Here is a 14216-nt window from a genome sequence, read left to right as displayed (position 1 = left end):
TGTCCCTCCTCCTCCCTTCAAGTCTAACCATACAAGCTGGCTTGCCGGCGATGGGCTGCATGGCAGCCCCCTTCACGCTATCTGTCAGGCCTCAACCTTAGTGCCCACCCTTCATCCGCCGTGCCACCAGGTAGATCCCCAGCCCGACCAGCGCCGTAGCCGCGCCGATGTACCCGGTGCTGGTCCAGCCCATACCCGCGGTAATCGCCATGCCACCCAGCCACGGCCCCAGCGCATTGGCCAGGTTGAACGCCGCATGGTTGGACGCCGCCGCCAGGCTTGGCGCTTCATGGGCAATGTCCATCAGGCGGATCTGCAACGGCGCCGCCAGGGCAATCATGGTGCCGACCAGGCCAATGCCCAGCAGCAGGCTCCACAGCGCCTGGGCGGCAAAGCTGAAGAACAGCAGCACGGCAATCGACCACACCAGCACCAGCCCGACGGCGCGGAACTGCAGGCGGTCGAACAGCTTGCCACCGGCGATGTTGCCGACGATGCCGCCGACGCCGAATGCCGCCAGGCCGAATGGAATCCACTGCGGCGACACCTGGGTCACCTGCAACATGGTCGGCGCCAGGTAGCTGAACACACAGAACATGCCGGCAAAGCCGATCGAGGCGATGCCCAGCGCCATCCAGACTTGCGGCAGGGTGAAGGCTTGCAGTTCCTTGCGCGGGTCGCTGCGCACTTCATCGTGGCGCTGGGGCACGAAGCGCCAGACCAGGGCGATGGTGCACAGGGCGATCGCGCCGACCAGCACGAACGCCGAGCGCCAGCCGAAGTACTGGCCCAGCAAGGTGGCAACCGGGTTGCCGAGCAACATGGCCACGGTCAGCCCCATCATCACCCGGGCCACGGCCCCCGCCCGCTGGTCCTTGGCCACCATGCTCGACGCCACTACCGCCGCGATGCCGAAGTAGGCGCCATGGGGCAGGCCGCTGATGAAGCGGAAGGCGACCAGGCCTCCGAACGAGGGGGCAAAGGCGGTAGCCAGGTTGCCTATGGCATACAGCGCCATCAACAGCAGCAGCATGTGCTTGCGCAACAGCCTGGCACCGATGATCGCCAGTGTCGGGGCGCCAACCATCACCCCCAGCGCATAGGCGCTGATGGCATGGCCCACCTGGGGCTCGCTCAATTGCAGATTGCTGGCGATATCGGGCATCAGGCCCATGATGGCGAACTCGCCGGTGCCAATGGCAAAGCTGCCCAGTGCCATGGCGGCTTCCATCTTCGCGACGGTACTTTTGCTAGGGAGAGGGGGTAATTCCTGAACTGACATCTGGATCCTTGTTGAAACATGCTGAAACGTTCAAGGCGGGATCATAGTCAATCCGTGCTGGTGACGTCGAGGAAGCTGGCCGGCTTCCTGAACCTGCGGCATAAGCAGCACCTGTGGGAGCGGGCAGGTCCGCTCCCACAGCAGATCTGCGTAATGACTGTGGCAGCGGAGCAGGGTGGAGTCAGCGCTCCAGGTAATGAGTCTGCGCGGCAAAATCGATGAAGCGCTTGCTGGCCAGCGACAGATATTCCCCCGAGCGCCAGCACAAGCGGAAGCTCATCTGCTGCGCTGGCTGGAACGGTACGCCGACGATGCCCGGTGTGCGCTGTTGCACCGAGCGCAGCAGGGTCGCCACGCCCATGTTGTCCAGCGCGGCCTGTACCACCAGCGATACGAAGTTGCTTTGCAGCGCTACCCGGTAGGTGATGCCATGTTCGGCAAAGAACGCATCCAGCAGGTGGCGCTGGACGAAGGTGCGATCGAATACCACCATGTCGGTATTGCGCAGGTCCTCGGCCGTGAGGAAGGCTTTGCCGGCATAGGGATGGTCAGGGTGCATGCACGCCAGCATCTCGTCGCTGCCCAGCAGGATCGATTCCTTGTCGGGCGGCACGCGCCGGGACTCCAGCAACGCCAGGTCGATTTCCCGTTGTTCCAGGCGATGGCCGATGTCCTCGGCACTGCCTTCGAACACGGTCATGGCAATGCCCGGGTACAGCTGGCGGAAGGCGTTCATCAGGCCGGGCACATAGTGCAGGCCGAACATCGGCGGGATACCCAGGCGCACTTCGCCGCGCTTCAGGTCGGCCATGTCGCGCAGTTCTTGCCGCGCCACATCCATTTCGCGCAGGGCCGATTCGATACGTGGCAGGAAGCGTTCGCCCTCGGCTGTCAGGATGACTTTGCGCGTGGTGCGGTTGAACAGGGTGACGCCCAGTTCTTCTTCCAGGCGGGTAACGGCCATGCTCAGTGCCGGCTGGGCGATATGCAGGTGCTGCGCGGCTTTGGTGAAGCTGCCTTGGCGCACGATCTCGACGCAGCAGCGCAATGCCTTGAGGTTCATTGAGGGGGGTTACCGTTCATAACAAACTGTGATGCCAAGCATCATAACAATATATTTATTATTATTAACCAGAGGGCCTACGATGCGCGCCACTGAGACATCCTGCAACATCTCAGTCACGCAGCTTAATAAATCTGCAATCCCACAAAGATTTTGAGGTAGTACCCCAAATGGCCAAGGCCGCCGATGTCGTTGTGCAATGCCTGGAAAACGAAGGTGTCGAGTATGTATTCGGTATTCCCGGTGAAGAAAACCTCGATCTGCTGGAATCCCTGCGCAAGTCGAAGATCAAGCTGGTACTTACCCGTCACGAGCAGTCCGCAGGTTTCATGGCTGCCACCTATGGTCGCCTGACCGGCAAGACCGGCGTCAGCCTGTCGACCCTCGGCCCTGGCGCCACCAACCTGGTCACCGCCAGCGCCTACGCCTACCTGGGCGGCATGCCGATGATGATGATCACCGGCCAGAAGCCGATCAAGAAGTCCAAGCAGGGCCGTTTCCAGATCATCGACGTGTGCGGCATGATGGACCCCATCACCAAGTACACCCACCAGTTCGCCTCCGCTGACAACATCCCTTCGCGCATGCGCGAAGCCTTCCGCCTGGCTGAAGAAGAAAAGCCGGGTGCCGTGCACCTGGAGCTGCCGGAAGACATCGCCGCCGAGCAGACCGACGCACTGCCGATCCCGCCAAGCCTGCACCGCCGTCCGCTGGCCGAGCACGTGGCGATCGACGCAGCCGTACAAAAGCTGCTGAACGCCCGCAACCCGATCCTGGTGATCGGCGCCGGCGCCAACCGCAAGATGACCGCGAAGGTCCTCAAGCAGCTGATCGACAAGACCGGTATCCCGTTCATCACCACCCAGATGGGCAAAGGTGTGGTCGACGAGCGCCACCCGCGCTTCCTGGGCAACGCCGCACTGTCGTCGGGTGACTTCGTGCACCGCGCCGTCGAAGCCGCCGACCTGATCGTCAACATCGGCCACGACGTGATCGAGAAGCCGCCGTTCTTCATGGTCCGTGGCGGCACCGAAGTCATTCACATCAACTTCCGCTCCGCCGAAGTCGATGCCGTGTACTTCCCGCAGGTTGAAGTGATCGGCGATATCGCCAACGCCGTATGGCAGATCAGCGAAGCGCTGACCGACACCACACACTGGGACTTCACCCGCCTGATGGCGATCCGTGAAGCCAACGAAGCGCAGATCGCCGAAGGTGCCGACGACAACCGCTTCCCGGTCTACCCGCAGCGCATGGTCGCCGACATCCGTCGCGTGCTGCCGTCCGAAGGCATCGTTGCCCTGGACAACGGTATCTACAAGATCTGGTTCGCCCGCAACTACAAGGCACACAAGCCGAACACCGTGCTGCTGGACAACGCCCTGGCAACCATGGGCGCCGGCCTGCCATCGGCCATGGCCGCGCACCTGGTGCACCCGGACCGCCCGGTGATCTCGGTTTGCGGCGACGGCGGTTTCATGATGAACAGCCAGGAGCTGGAAACTGCGGTACGCCTGGGCATGCACATCACCGTGGTGATCCTGCGTGACGACGGCTACGGCATGATCCGCTGGAAGCAGGCGAACATGGGCTTCACCGATTTCGGCCTGGACTACGGCAACCCGGACTTCGTCAAGTACGCCGAAGCCTACGGTGCCAACGGCCACCGCGTGGAAAGCGCCGAAGGCCTGCTGCCGCTGCTGGAGCACTGCATCAAGACCCCGGGCGTGCACGTGATCGACTGCCCGGTCGATTACAGCGAGAACGACCGCATCCTCAATAGCGAGCTGCGTGAGCGCGCGCTGGCGGTGTAAGGCCTGACAGGATCGGCGCCACCTCAAGGCTGGCGCCGATCCGACCTGCCTCAGAATCCGCAACCGCAAACACCGGCGCCGCCGGTGCCATCCAGAGCATCGCTCAAAGCGCCGTATCGACCTGAGTGGACAGCTCAGGCTTCCTCGAAGTGCATCTCCGGGGGCTTGCGCTTGAAACCACGGGTAATCACCGTCAGGTAGAGCACGCCGAGGCAGAGCCAGCCTGCCCCCAGGTAGATCGCCAGGTGATCAAGACTTGCCATCAGCCACAACGTGGATGCAAAGCCCACCAAGGGGAACGCGAGATACATCAGTAGCGCGTTCGCACCACGCTGCTGCATGGCGACCCAGTAGTGGAAGATTACCGCCAGGTTGACCAGGCTGAACGCGAGAAATGCACCGAAGTTGATGAACGAGGTGGAGGTCGTCACGTCCATGCGCAAGGCAAGCAGGGCGACCACCCCGCACAGGATGATGCTGGGCACCGGCGTGCTGAAGCGTTCGCTCAACCTTCCGAAGAATGACCTGGGCAGCACTCCGTCACGCCCCATCGCATACAGCAGCCGGGAGGCGCTGGCTTGCGCCGACAGGCCAGAAGTGAACTGGCCGACGATCAGCCCCAGCAGGAAGATGCTGACGAAGATGTCGCCACCGATGTTCTGGGCGATTTCATAAGCCGCCGCGTCGGCGTTGGCAAAGTCGGTGGACGGGTGAGCGAGCTGAACGAAGTAGCTGCAGGCGATGAACAGCCCGCCACCGATCAGGGTGATCAGCAGGATGGCTTTCGGGATGTTCTTGCGTGGTTCCTTGGTTTCTTCGGTCAGGGTACTGACCGCGTCGAAGCCCAGGAATGAATAGCAGGCAATCGCCGCACCGCTCATGATCAGCGGCAACTGGGTGCCTTCCTTGTAGAACGGCTCGAGTGTCCACAGTGGTACCGTGGGGTCGCCCCAGACATAGTGCACCGCCAGTGCAACGAACGCCGCCAGCACCAGCAGCTGAATGAACATCAACAGGCCATTGACGGTCTTGGCCAGCCGCAGGCCGATTACATTGATCGTTGTTGTGATGCCGATGAATGCCAACACCCAAATGGCTTGTGGCACGCCCGGGAACGCCGAGTGCAGATAGGCCGCGCCAATGAGCCAGATCGCCATGGGCAGGAACAGGTAGTCGAGCAACACCGCCCAACCGGTGATGAAGCCCAGCTGTGGGCTGATCGATTTGCGCACGTAGGTATAGGCGGACCCGGCGACCGGGAAGGCGCGCGCCATGTGGCCGTAGCTCAAGGCGGTAAAGAGCATGGCGATGGCTGCAGCGAGGTAGGCTGCAGGTACCCTCCCTCCCGTGGTCTCGGCCAGGATACCGAATGTGCCCAGGACGATGATGGGGGTCATGTAGGCGATGCCGAAAAGCACCACCGAGCCCAGCGAAAGCGTTCGCTTGAGTGTGGCCATTACTGCTTGCTCCAGCTTGTGATTGTTATTCAGAGTCGAACACGCTGCCGTCTCTGGCGGCCTTGCATTCCAGTAATAGAGCCTGGAAGGGTGGAATTTTCAGGAGGGGATGATCAGTTCGCGAAGACCGTTGGCGTGCTCGACCTGTTCACCCGGCAGCTGGATGCGGCGCTGGGCGATGTAGGTGTAATCGCGCCGTGACTGCTGCAGTTGGTCCATGGCCAGCTCGACGGTTATCCGGCACTCGCCACGGCCGGCTTCGCACAGCAACTGGCCGTACGGGTCGACGACGGCACTGCCGCCGGCGAAGACCAGGCCGCCATCACCATCACCCACGCGGTTGACCATGACCGCAAAGGCCTGGTTTTCCATGGCGCGTGCGGTGATGGCGGTTCTGTGGGTGGGCCCGTACGGGTCCATGTTGCCGTTGGTGATGATGATCAGTTCTGCGCCCAGCTGCCCCAGGGCACGGGCGGTTTCCGGGAATTCGATGTCAAAGCAGATCAGCAGGCCGACACGGATGCCTTTGAACAGGGCTGTCGCAAAACGGTCGCCTGGGGTGAAAACCCCGCAGTCCGATGCCCAAAGGTGGGTTTTGCGATAGGTGAGCGCTACGCCTTCAGGCGTGACCAGCACGGTGGTGTTGTAGAAACGGCCGTCGTCTGCGGCTTCGGCCATCCCGACGACTACGGCAACATTCTGCGCTTGTGCGGCCTGTTGGACTGCCGTGATGCTCGGGCCATCCAGTGGCTCGGCGATGCGGCCGATGTTTTCTTCGGTTGGGAAGCCCATCAGCTGGGTTTCCGGGAAGACCAGCAGATCGGTATCGGCGCCGCAGTTGCCGATCGCTTCGATGGTGCGCTGCAGGTTGTACGCGGTATCGCCATCGCGACCGGCCAGTTGGACAAGCTCTACCTTCATTTCCAATCCTCGACTAACAGCTTCGACCGCCATGCCCTGGCGGTATGGGGTGTAAAAAACGATCCCGGTACAGGTTCGCTCAGCGTAAGCTAGCCCGGATTATGGGGTGGTCATCATGGCGGGGGGTATTACGCCCACGTGGTAACCCAACAGGGGTAGAGGATGAATTTTACGCTGCACGACATCGCCTGGCACCGCTCGGTAGGCCAATTGATCGAAACCCTCGACAAGGACCACTTCTGGACAGCCTTGGTGCGGTTGCTGAACGAGTACGTTGCCTGCGACAGCTGGGTTGCGCTGCTGTTTTCCGCAGGGCGCCCGCAGGTGTTCGCCGAGTGCCCCAGTGCAGACGGCAACCCTGACCCGCTGTTCCAGGACTACCTGAAGGGCTTGTACCTGCTGGACCCTTTCTACGTGGCTAGCCGAGAGGCTGCGGTGTCCGGCCTGGTGCGCCTGGCGGATGTGGCCCCTGAGTGTTTCGAGCAGACGGACTACTACCAGCGCTATTTCCGACTTAACGTGGTTGCCGATGAAATTCAGTTCAACGTGCAGCTGGATGCGCAGCGCACGCTGTGCCTGTCGTTGGGTAGCAAGCGCCGGTTCAGCATCGAACAGGTCACCCTGCTGGAACTGTTGCGGCCATGGGTCACTGCGCTGATGCGCCAGCGGATGACGTTCGAGCGGGAGTTGCTGGAAGAGGCCACCAAACCTGCGCCGCACTGGCAAAGCCGCATGGAGGACAGGGTCGAGCAGATGGAGTCGCCGCTGACCGGGCGTGAGCTGGAGGTGGGGCGGCTGATGCTGAGCGGGTGTTCCAGCAAAGAAATTGCGCGCAAGCTTGAAATCTCCGTGGAGACAGTGAAAGTGCACCGCAAGCATATGTACAGCAAGTTGGGTATCAAATCGCAGTCGGAGCTTTTTTCGCTGTTTCTTCAGGCCCAGCTGGGTTGAATCAGGCTAGCTGTATGGCTCCACTGGCTTGTGATGAATACTGTGGCACCCAGGCCTGCGCTGCATCTTCAGATTCGACTGGTAATTAAAAATGACCCGCCCGCTGTTTGTTTCCATCGATGGGCCCAAGGGCACCGGCAAGACCACGCTTCTGGAGGCGGTTACCAAGGCCTTGCGGGCTGACAACAAGAAAGTGATCCGGCTTTGCGAGAAAAAAAGCGACCCCTACCGGGGGGAAACCATGGCCCTTGTCAATCAACTGGTCAGAAACCCCTCCCGGGACCTGGAATTGAGGGTATGCGAGCGCTTCGCCGAAAGCCGTGCCTGGATTTCCCGACACGTGCTGCCCAGGCAGCCAGCGGGCAGCATCATCCTGATCGATCGCTGGTACCCTTCTGATGCCGCATTTCGCCGCAGCGTGGCGTTCGACGAGATCCTGCGCCTGAACCTCGAGCGAAATGTGCAAGTGCCCGATTTGCATGTCGGGGTCGTCACGGCCCCCGATACTTCATGGGCAAGAGCCGCGGCAAGGACGCGCGGGCTGGGCAGTACGGTGATCCATAGCCTGGTCGAGCAGGTTGCCTGTACCGAAGCGTTCGAGCGTGCGGTTGCGGAACACGGCTGGGTATTGTGCCGTAATGAAGGGGCCATCGAGGATGCAACGCGGCAGATAGTGGCCGAGATCGATGGCGTGCTTCGACCACGCCATCGACCGCAGTGCGATCAGTGCTGAAACAACAGCAAGTACTGGTTACTGCTTCATGGGCATATCCATCATCGACGACTGCTGATCCATCATCTTCATCATCATGTCCATCATTCCGTCGCCCATACCCATGCCACCCTTGGCTCCCGACATTCCCATGCCCGAACCCATGCAGCCCGCAGCATGTTGCTGGTGCAGCATGGCCATGCTCTCCTTCATTGTCTTCATGCCCTCGCGCATGGCGGCCTGGCGCTCGGCAGGGGTCTTCGCGGCTGCGGCTTTGTCATGAGCAACCTGCATCTTGTGCATTTGCTCGCTCATCGCCTTGTGCATGGGCGACTCGGAAGTTGTACTGGCGGCTGGGGCGCTGGTGGAGGCGTCGCCAGCCTGATTTTTGGCTTCGGCATGCGCCATGAATGCACTACCGGCCAGAACAACAGCAAGAACCAACTTCAATTGCGTTTGCATGGCGAACTCCACTTTTATGGATATATACGACGTGCCTCGAGGCCTTGGTATGCCTGGATGATTGCAGTCTAGGCGGCCATCTGGTCGCGAATTTGACCTGCATCAAACAAGTGCAGCTTCATGTACTTTGAATAGGCTGGCTAATCTCATTGAAGTTGTCGGCATAGGGTCGTGGTATTTTTCAGCTTTCTTACTGAACCGTTAATTGTTCTCTTGTTCATGTTCCGGGAGAAATACGATGGCAATTGATTGGCTGGCCTTTACACCATGGTCCGCGCTGGCTGGTGGTGTGTTGATCGGGCTGGGGGCTGGGCTGTTCGCGGTGGTGAATGGCCGTATTGCAGGAATCAGTGGTTTGCTCGGTTCGATGCTGCAGCGAGGCGGGGAAGGGCGCAGAGAAAAGCTTGCCTTTCTTTTGGGGCTGCTGGCAGCCCCGTTGCTTTGGGGGATATTTGCCACGCTGCCGTCAGCCCGTTTCACCACGGCATCCTGGACACTCATCGCAGCGGGCCTGCTGGTAGGGCTCGGCACCCGCTACGGCAGCGGTTGCACCAGCGGCCACGGCGTCTGTGGCCTGTCGCGCCTGTCACCCCGTTCGGCGGTGGCAACGCTGTGCTTCATGGCTACCGGTTTTGCCACGGTGTATGTGGTCCGCCATCTCGTACAAGGGGCCTGACATGCCAGTGTTCAGTGGTTTCATCGCCGGGCTGCTGTTCGGCGTGGGGTTGTTGCTTGCAGGCATGGCCGACCCTGCCAAGGTGCTCGGTTTCCTCGACATTGCCGGGCAATGGGACCCTTCATTGGCGCTGGTGATGATCGGGGCGATTGCCGCAGCATGGATACCGATGCGCTGGGCGAGCGGTCATCCAACGGCCCTGCTGGGTGGGGCGATGCAATTGCCTGGCCGACGCGATGTGGACCGCCGCCTTATCGGCGGCAGCCTGGTATTCGGCATTGGCTGGGGGCTTGCGGGCATCTGCCCGGGGCCGGCCCTGGTGCTGCTGCCTGCAGGGTACTGGCAGGCCTGGCTGTTCGTCGCTGCGATGCTGGTTGGCATGGGGTTGTTCCAGTGGCTTGAGGCGCGTCGTGGTAGCTGACATCCAACTTTCCAGGCCAGACCGCTGTATGTACGCACCTTGGTGGATGCTGCATCATGCCTGGCCATTTACCGCCCCACGGAGAAAACGATGATCAAGACCGGCGAAACACTGCCCGACGTAACGCTTTACCAGTACAGCAACGGCGAGGGCGGCTGTGCAATCGGCCCGAACGCGTTTTCCCTGCACGAGCGCTGCAAGCAGAAAAAAGTGGTGATCTTCGGCTTGCCTGGTGCCTTCACGCCTACCTGTTCGCAGCGGCATGTACCGGGCTACGTGGCCGCGGCCCAGGACCTGTTCGCTGCCGGGGTTGCCGAAATTCTCTGTGTTTCGGTCAATGATGCATTCGTCATGAATGCCTGGGGCGCGAGCCTGCAGGTGGGCGAGGCGGTCAGGATGATTGGCGATGGCAATGGTGAATTCAACGAGGCGCTGGGCCTGATCCAGGACCTATCGGCACGCGGCATGGGTCGGCGTTCGCAACGCTATGCCATGTTGGTCGACGACTTGGTGGTCAGGCACATTGCGGTCGAAGCACCCGGCAAGTTCGAGTGCAGCGACGCTGCGAGCATGTTGGCCTTGCTGCGTTAGTTCGTGAGCACTGAAGGCATGCGCTGTCTCGCTGAAAACTGAGCATGCGGGTGTTTCGCGTACCGCTGGGGAGCGGGTTTACCCGCGAAGAATCCAATGCGGTGCTTGGCACCGGCTTCGCCGGTGTTCGCGGGTGAACCCGCTCCCACAGGGCCCTGCTAAATCAATGATTCATGTGTTGTTCTATGAGAACGGGTACTAAATAGGCCCATCAACCTCCGCTGGGCGCCTCACTCCGGGATGGCTTCAACTGAACCCCCTCCCAACGGGCAATCACCAGTGGTGCGATTGCATTGCCTAGCACGTTCAGCGTGGTAGTCCCGCTTTCAATCACTCGGAAGATGCCTGCGCTACGATCGCTCGTCATTTGGTGGGCGCCAGGTCGACCGCTTCATTGCCCTGGTTCACCCTTCAAACGTTGCCTTGAGCGTGCAGGTTACGCTCTTGGTCCAGCTGATTGTCGAGGCGGCTGTTCAATGCCACTGACAACCTGAACCGGCGCCCCCGGTTCAGGTTTGGCACGCCAGCGACGGCTACGCGGCAAAGTCGGTAGAGAGCGACAGGTCCCGCCACTGGGCCAGCTCTTGCTCTACCGCGCTGTTCTTGGCCTCGATGCGCGCGACGGCATCGCTGCCCAGCGCCAGGCGCAGTGGCGGGTTCGCTGCATTGACCAGGGCCAGCAGGGCTTCGGCCAGCTTCGCAGGGTTGCCGGGCTGGGCATGGTTGGCCGCCTCGGCGTGGTGGCGCATGACGCCGACGGTGGCTGCGTAGTCAGGCAGCTCCAAGGCTGTCTTCACCAGCGATTGGTCATCCAGGAAGTCGGTACGGAAGAAGCCCGGCTCGACCACGGTCACCTTGATCCCCAAGGGGGCCAGCTCCTGATGCATCGCTTCGCTGATGCCTTCGACCGCGAACTTGGTCGAACCGTACACCCCCCAGCCCGTGTAGGCCTGGTAGCCGCCGAGCGACGAGATGTTGATCACGTGGCCGCTGCGTTGGCGACGCATGTGGGGCAGTACGGCGCGGGTTACGTTGAGCAGCCCGAAAACGTTGGTGGCGAACAGCCGTTCGGTTTCGCTGGCGCTGGTTTCTTCTACCGCGCCGAGCACGCCATAACCGGCATTGTTGACCAGCACGTCGATTTGCCCGAAATGCTTGATGCCAGCAGCGACCGCCGCATGGGCGTCCTCTTCGCGGGTCACATCCAGGCGCACGGCCAGCAGGTTCGGGTGCCGGCCAAGGCGAGCCTCGATGGCTTCCGGGTTACGCGCCGTTGCGATGACGGCGTCACCCGCTGCCAGGGCCTGTTGGGCGATCAGGGTGCCGAAACCGCGGGAAGCGCCAGTAATGAGCCAGGTACGCATGTCAACTCCTCCTGTATCCGACCCTGCACCATGCGGGCCTTCTCGATGAGTTGAGCGAACTTTAAAATCTGCGGATTGCTGTGATAATCCCATGAATATTACATAGGCCTTTGAGTAGCTTTCAGTAATGAAGCCAACCAGCACCGCCGATCTGTCCCTGTTCCTGTGCATTGCCCGCCACCTGAACTTCAGCCGCGCGGCAGTCGAGCTGGGCCTTACGCCCTCGGCCCTGAGCCATGCGCTGCGGGCTCTGGAAACCCGTCTTGATGTTCGCCTGTTCAACCGCACCACGCGCAGTGTGGCGCTTACCGAGGCCGGGGAGCGTCTTTACCAGAGGCTGCAACCGGCCTTTCGGGACATCGCCGACGCGCTGGAGGACCTCAACAACTTCCGCGACAAACCGTCAGGCAACCTGCGTATCACTGCCGGGCGCGCCGCAGTAGAGCTCGCGCTACTGCCACTGGCCAATCGCTTTCTGCTGGCGTATCCGGATATACGCCTGGAAATCGTCAGTGACGATGCGCTGGTGGACATGGTGGGCACCGGCTTTGACGCTGGCGTGCGCCTGGGGGAGCGACTCCAGGCGGACATGGTTTCGCTGCCCATCGGCCCTTACCTTCGTTCGGTGGTGGTAGCGGCGCCCGCGTTTTTTGATCGATATCCTGTTCCACAGCACCCGCAAGACTTGAAGCAACTACCTTGCATCGGGCACCGCTTCCCTGGTGGCGCACTTTATCGATGGGAGTTCGAGCGCGGGGGTGTGCAACTGGAGGTCGATGTCCAGGGGCCCTTGGTATTGGGTGACGTCAGCCTGATGCTGGCGCCTGCCTTGCAAGGGCTCGGCCTGGCCTACGTGTTCGAAGACATGGCCAAGGAGCACCTGGAGCGTGGCCATTTGCAGCAGGTGCTGGAGGACTGGTGTCACTACTACCCGGGGCTGTATCTGTACTACCCGAGCCGCCGCCAGGTGCCTGCGGCGTTGAGGGCCTTCATCGAGTTCGTACGGGAGCAGCGCTAGCGTGAGCGTGGCTTTTGGAGGCAGGTAGGGAAGGGCTAAACTGGCGCCAGTTCCAGACGTTCGCTTTTCCGCCGCTGCCTGCATACCCCGGAGGTAACTCATGGCTTCTGCACCTGAAAGGCTCTTTTTCGAGGACTTGCAAGTAGGTGAGTCCTTCATGAGCGGCTCGTATGAAATGACCCAGGAGGGGATCATGAGTTTCGCCTCGGAGTTCGACCCCCAGCCATTCCATACGGACCCCGATGCTGCCCAAGAAACCTTTTTTGCTGGGCTGGCTGCTAGCGGCTGGCATACCTGCGCAGTCACGATGCGGTTGTTGGTAGAGAGTGTTCCAGTGGCTGGAGGGCTCATCGGCGCCGGCAGCGAAATCAGCTGGCCAAGGGCCGTGCGACCAGGTGACCTGTTGCGAGTGACCACAACCATAAGGGAGCTTGCCGCGTCGAAGTCCAAGCCTGACCGGGGCTTCGCTGTCCTTGAGAGCATCACGCTCAATCAGGACGATGCCGTATGCCAAACCACTGTTTCAAGGGTATTGGTGTTTCGCCGGGCAGATGTGTAAGGCCCCGAACTGTCCACATCATTCAATGCTCATGGGCATGCGAGTGAACGGTCAGGGCACCCGGCACCTTGGTCCGTTCGAGCCCGCCGTGGTCCAGCCACCGAAGCGTCTGCTCATAGGCCCGCTCCAGCAACGACTCGGTCTGGTCGAAGTTGAATACCGAGACATCGACCGGGCACAAGGGCGGAACGATATGCAGGCTGGTGAGCGTGCGGAAGTGTTCGATGTCACTCACAAGCTGGCGCATGCTCATCAGGTTGACAGTGTGCAAGGCCAAGGCGACAAGGCCGCGGGGCGGTTGAGTCAAGGCGCAGCTGAGCCCGGTGGGGATTACCACGACATTGCTGGCGCCCAGCGCTACGGCAGTCGAAATAGGCGTGTTGCTTGCCACACCGCCATCCACCAGGAACTGGCCGCCGATCTGCACGCAAGGGAACACCAGCGGTATCGCGGCGCTGGCCAGTAGCGCCTGCTCGAGCTCGCCATTGCGCAGCACTGTCTCGGCACCACTTAGCAGGTCGGTGGTGACGATATGCAGGGGCAGTTTCGCATCCTCGATGCGATGGATCGGCAGCGCCTTGCCAAGCAATCGGTGCAAGGCCGCTGGTTGCAGCAGGAAACCACGCCGTTTGAGCAGGCCTCGGCAGGTATCGAGCCAGGACAACGGAAAGATGTCGGTTCTGCTCAGGCCCCGCCAGAATTCGGCGAGTGTCTCGACACCCTGAGCGTTGGGCCTTGCTGCAAAGTAGGCACCGTTGATGGCGCCTACCGAGGCGCCAACCACCATGTCGAACTGGACTTCGGCTTCGACCAGGGCCCGCAGCATCCCCACCTGGACCGCACCCAGACTGCCGCCGCCAGCGAACACGATTGCGGTTTGCGTAGGCATGATTGCTGTCTCTGCGCAGACGTGTGTCGACTGAGT

Annotated in this window: 15 protein-coding genes; 8 read left to right on the top strand and 7 right to left on the bottom strand. The window is 61.3% G+C overall.

The window, feature by feature from the left end:
• Nucleotides 1–97 precede the first annotated feature (97 nt).
• Both MJ643_RS24630 and MJ643_RS24625 read right to left on the bottom strand, forming a co-directional pair.
• Complete coding sequence (locus tag MJ643_RS24630) at nt 98–1282, bottom strand: MFS transporter (protein WP_023660858.1); 1185 nt, start codon at nt 1280–1282, stop codon at nt 98–100.
• Between the two features lie 181 nt (nt 1283–1463).
• Nucleotides 1464–2345: a LysR family transcriptional regulator gene (locus MJ643_RS24625; RefSeq protein ID WP_038409629.1), complete on the bottom strand. Its 882-nt coding sequence runs from the start codon at nt 2343–2345 to the stop codon at nt 1464–1466.
• A 170-nt stretch (nt 2346–2515) separates the two neighbouring features.
• Here MJ643_RS24625 and MJ643_RS24620 point away from each other — a divergent pair, with 170 nt between their 5' ends.
• Nucleotides 2516–4159 (top strand): acetolactate synthase large subunit, encoded by a 1644-nt coding sequence (locus tag MJ643_RS24620; protein WP_247727029.1) that lies wholly within the window; start codon nt 2516–2518, stop codon nt 4157–4159.
• A gap of 134 nt (nt 4160–4293) precedes the next feature.
• Here MJ643_RS24620 and MJ643_RS24615 read toward each other — a convergent pair whose 3' ends face one another.
• Both MJ643_RS24615 and MJ643_RS24610 read right to left on the bottom strand, forming a co-directional pair.
• On the bottom strand, nt 4294–5616 hold the full coding sequence (locus tag MJ643_RS24615) for an APC family permease (RefSeq protein ID WP_013972568.1): 1323 nt from the start codon (nt 5614–5616) through the stop codon (nt 4294–4296).
• A 99-nt stretch (nt 5617–5715) separates the two neighbouring features.
• Nucleotides 5716–6537 (bottom strand): carbon-nitrogen hydrolase family protein, encoded by an 822-nt coding sequence (locus MJ643_RS24610; RefSeq protein ID WP_024087107.1) that lies wholly within the window; start codon nt 6535–6537, stop codon nt 5716–5718.
• Nucleotides 6538–6699: 162 nt separating this feature from the next.
• Here MJ643_RS24610 and MJ643_RS24605 point away from each other — a divergent pair, with 162 nt between their 5' ends.
• Both MJ643_RS24605 and MJ643_RS24600 read left to right on the top strand, forming a co-directional pair.
• Nucleotides 6700–7488 carry a LuxR C-terminal-related transcriptional regulator gene (locus MJ643_RS24605; protein WP_013972570.1) on the top strand — a complete coding sequence of 263 codons (789 nt, stop codon included), beginning with the start codon at nt 6700–6702 and terminating at the stop codon, nt 7486–7488.
• 91 nt (nt 7489–7579) lie between these two features.
• Complete coding sequence (locus MJ643_RS24600) at nt 7580–8221, top strand: dTMP kinase (protein WP_013972571.1); 642 nt, start codon at nt 7580–7582, stop codon at nt 8219–8221.
• Nucleotides 8222–8239: 18 nt separating this feature from the next.
• On the opposite strand, the gene MJ643_RS24595 is transcribed toward MJ643_RS24600, so the two are convergent.
• Nucleotides 8240–8662, bottom strand: a complete 423-nt coding sequence (locus tag MJ643_RS24595; protein WP_024087108.1) for a hypothetical protein — start codon at nt 8660–8662, stop codon at nt 8240–8242.
• A 238-nt stretch (nt 8663–8900) separates the two neighbouring features.
• Here MJ643_RS24595 and MJ643_RS24590 point away from each other — a divergent pair, with 238 nt between their 5' ends.
• From MJ643_RS24590 to MJ643_RS24580, 3 genes are all read left to right on the top strand, one after another.
• Nucleotides 8901–9338: a hypothetical protein gene (locus MJ643_RS24590; RefSeq protein ID WP_003258763.1), complete on the top strand. Its 438-nt coding sequence runs from the start codon at nt 8901–8903 to the stop codon at nt 9336–9338.
• A 1-nt stretch (nt 9339) separates the two neighbouring features.
• Nucleotides 9340–9759 (top strand): DUF6691 family protein, encoded by a 420-nt coding sequence (locus tag MJ643_RS24585; RefSeq protein ID WP_024087109.1) that lies wholly within the window; start codon nt 9340–9342, stop codon nt 9757–9759.
• A gap of 90 nt (nt 9760–9849) precedes the next feature.
• Entirely contained in the window at nt 9850–10350 is a 501-nt protein-coding gene (locus MJ643_RS24580; protein WP_023662316.1) for a peroxiredoxin, read from the top strand.
• A 533-nt stretch (nt 10351–10883) separates the two neighbouring features.
• On the opposite strand, the gene MJ643_RS24575 is transcribed toward MJ643_RS24580, so the two are convergent.
• Nucleotides 10884–11714 (bottom strand): oxidoreductase, encoded by an 831-nt coding sequence (locus MJ643_RS24575; protein WP_024087110.1) that lies wholly within the window; start codon nt 11712–11714, stop codon nt 10884–10886.
• A gap of 127 nt (nt 11715–11841) precedes the next feature.
• On the opposite strand from MJ643_RS24575, the gene MJ643_RS24570 reads away from it, so the two are divergent.
• Complete coding sequence (locus MJ643_RS24570) at nt 11842–12732, top strand: LysR family transcriptional regulator (protein WP_013972578.1); 891 nt, start codon at nt 11842–11844, stop codon at nt 12730–12732.
• 100 nt (nt 12733–12832) lie between these two features.
• Entirely contained in the window at nt 12833–13291 is a 459-nt protein-coding gene (locus MJ643_RS24565; protein ID WP_023663529.1) for a MaoC family dehydratase, read from the top strand.
• 22 nt (nt 13292–13313) lie between these two features.
• On the opposite strand, the gene MJ643_RS24560 is transcribed toward MJ643_RS24565, so the two are convergent.
• Nucleotides 13314–14180, bottom strand: a complete 867-nt coding sequence (locus MJ643_RS24560; protein ID WP_013972580.1) for a patatin-like phospholipase family protein — start codon at nt 14178–14180, stop codon at nt 13314–13316.
• Nucleotides 14181–14216: the final 36 nt, after the last annotated feature.

It is taken from the genome of Pseudomonas sp. PNPG3, from assembly GCF_023093815.1.
In the GTDB taxonomy this organism is placed as follows: Bacteria; Pseudomonadota; Gammaproteobacteria; order Pseudomonadales; family Pseudomonadaceae; genus Aquipseudomonas; species Aquipseudomonas asiatica.
Note: the sequence above shows the minus strand (reverse complement) of the source record. Positions and strands in the feature narration are given on the sequence as shown.

Excerpts from the sequence above, each read along its gene's own strand:
- MJ643_RS24630 (WP_023660858.1), bottom strand. The coding sequence starts at position 1,282 with ATGTCAGTTCAGGAATTACCCCCTCTCCCTAGCAAAAGTACCGTCGCG.
- MJ643_RS24625 (WP_038409629.1), bottom strand. The coding sequence starts at position 2,345 with ATGAACCTCAAGGCATTGCGCTGCTGCGTCGAGATCGTGCGCCAAGGC.
- MJ643_RS24620 (WP_247727029.1), top strand. The coding sequence starts at position 2,516 with ATGGCCAAGGCCGCCGATGTCGTTGTGCAATGCCTGGAAAACGAAGGT.
- MJ643_RS24615 (WP_013972568.1), bottom strand. The coding sequence starts at position 5,616 with ATGGCCACACTCAAGCGAACGCTTTCGCTGGGCTCGGTGGTGCTTTTC.
- MJ643_RS24610 (WP_024087107.1), bottom strand. The coding sequence starts at position 6,537 with ATGAAGGTAGAGCTTGTCCAACTGGCCGGTCGCGATGGCGATACCGCG.
- MJ643_RS24605 (WP_013972570.1), top strand. The coding sequence starts at position 6,700 with ATGAATTTTACGCTGCACGACATCGCCTGGCACCGCTCGGTAGGCCAA.
- MJ643_RS24600 (WP_013972571.1), top strand. The coding sequence starts at position 7,580 with ATGACCCGCCCGCTGTTTGTTTCCATCGATGGGCCCAAGGGCACCGGC.
- MJ643_RS24595 (WP_024087108.1), bottom strand. The coding sequence starts at position 8,662 with ATGCAAACGCAATTGAAGTTGGTTCTTGCTGTTGTTCTGGCCGGTAGT.
- MJ643_RS24590 (WP_003258763.1), top strand. The coding sequence starts at position 8,901 with ATGGCAATTGATTGGCTGGCCTTTACACCATGGTCCGCGCTGGCTGGT.
- MJ643_RS24585 (WP_024087109.1), top strand. The coding sequence starts at position 9,340 with ATGCCAGTGTTCAGTGGTTTCATCGCCGGGCTGCTGTTCGGCGTGGGG.
- MJ643_RS24580 (WP_023662316.1), top strand. The coding sequence starts at position 9,850 with ATGATCAAGACCGGCGAAACACTGCCCGACGTAACGCTTTACCAGTAC.
- MJ643_RS24575 (WP_024087110.1), bottom strand. The coding sequence starts at position 11,714 with ATGCGTACCTGGCTCATTACTGGCGCTTCCCGCGGTTTCGGCACCCTG.
- MJ643_RS24570 (WP_013972578.1), top strand. The coding sequence starts at position 11,842 with ATGAAGCCAACCAGCACCGCCGATCTGTCCCTGTTCCTGTGCATTGCC.
- MJ643_RS24565 (WP_023663529.1), top strand. The coding sequence starts at position 12,833 with ATGGCTTCTGCACCTGAAAGGCTCTTTTTCGAGGACTTGCAAGTAGGT.
- MJ643_RS24560 (WP_013972580.1), bottom strand. The coding sequence starts at position 14,180 with ATGCCTACGCAAACCGCAATCGTGTTCGCTGGCGGCGGCAGTCTGGGT.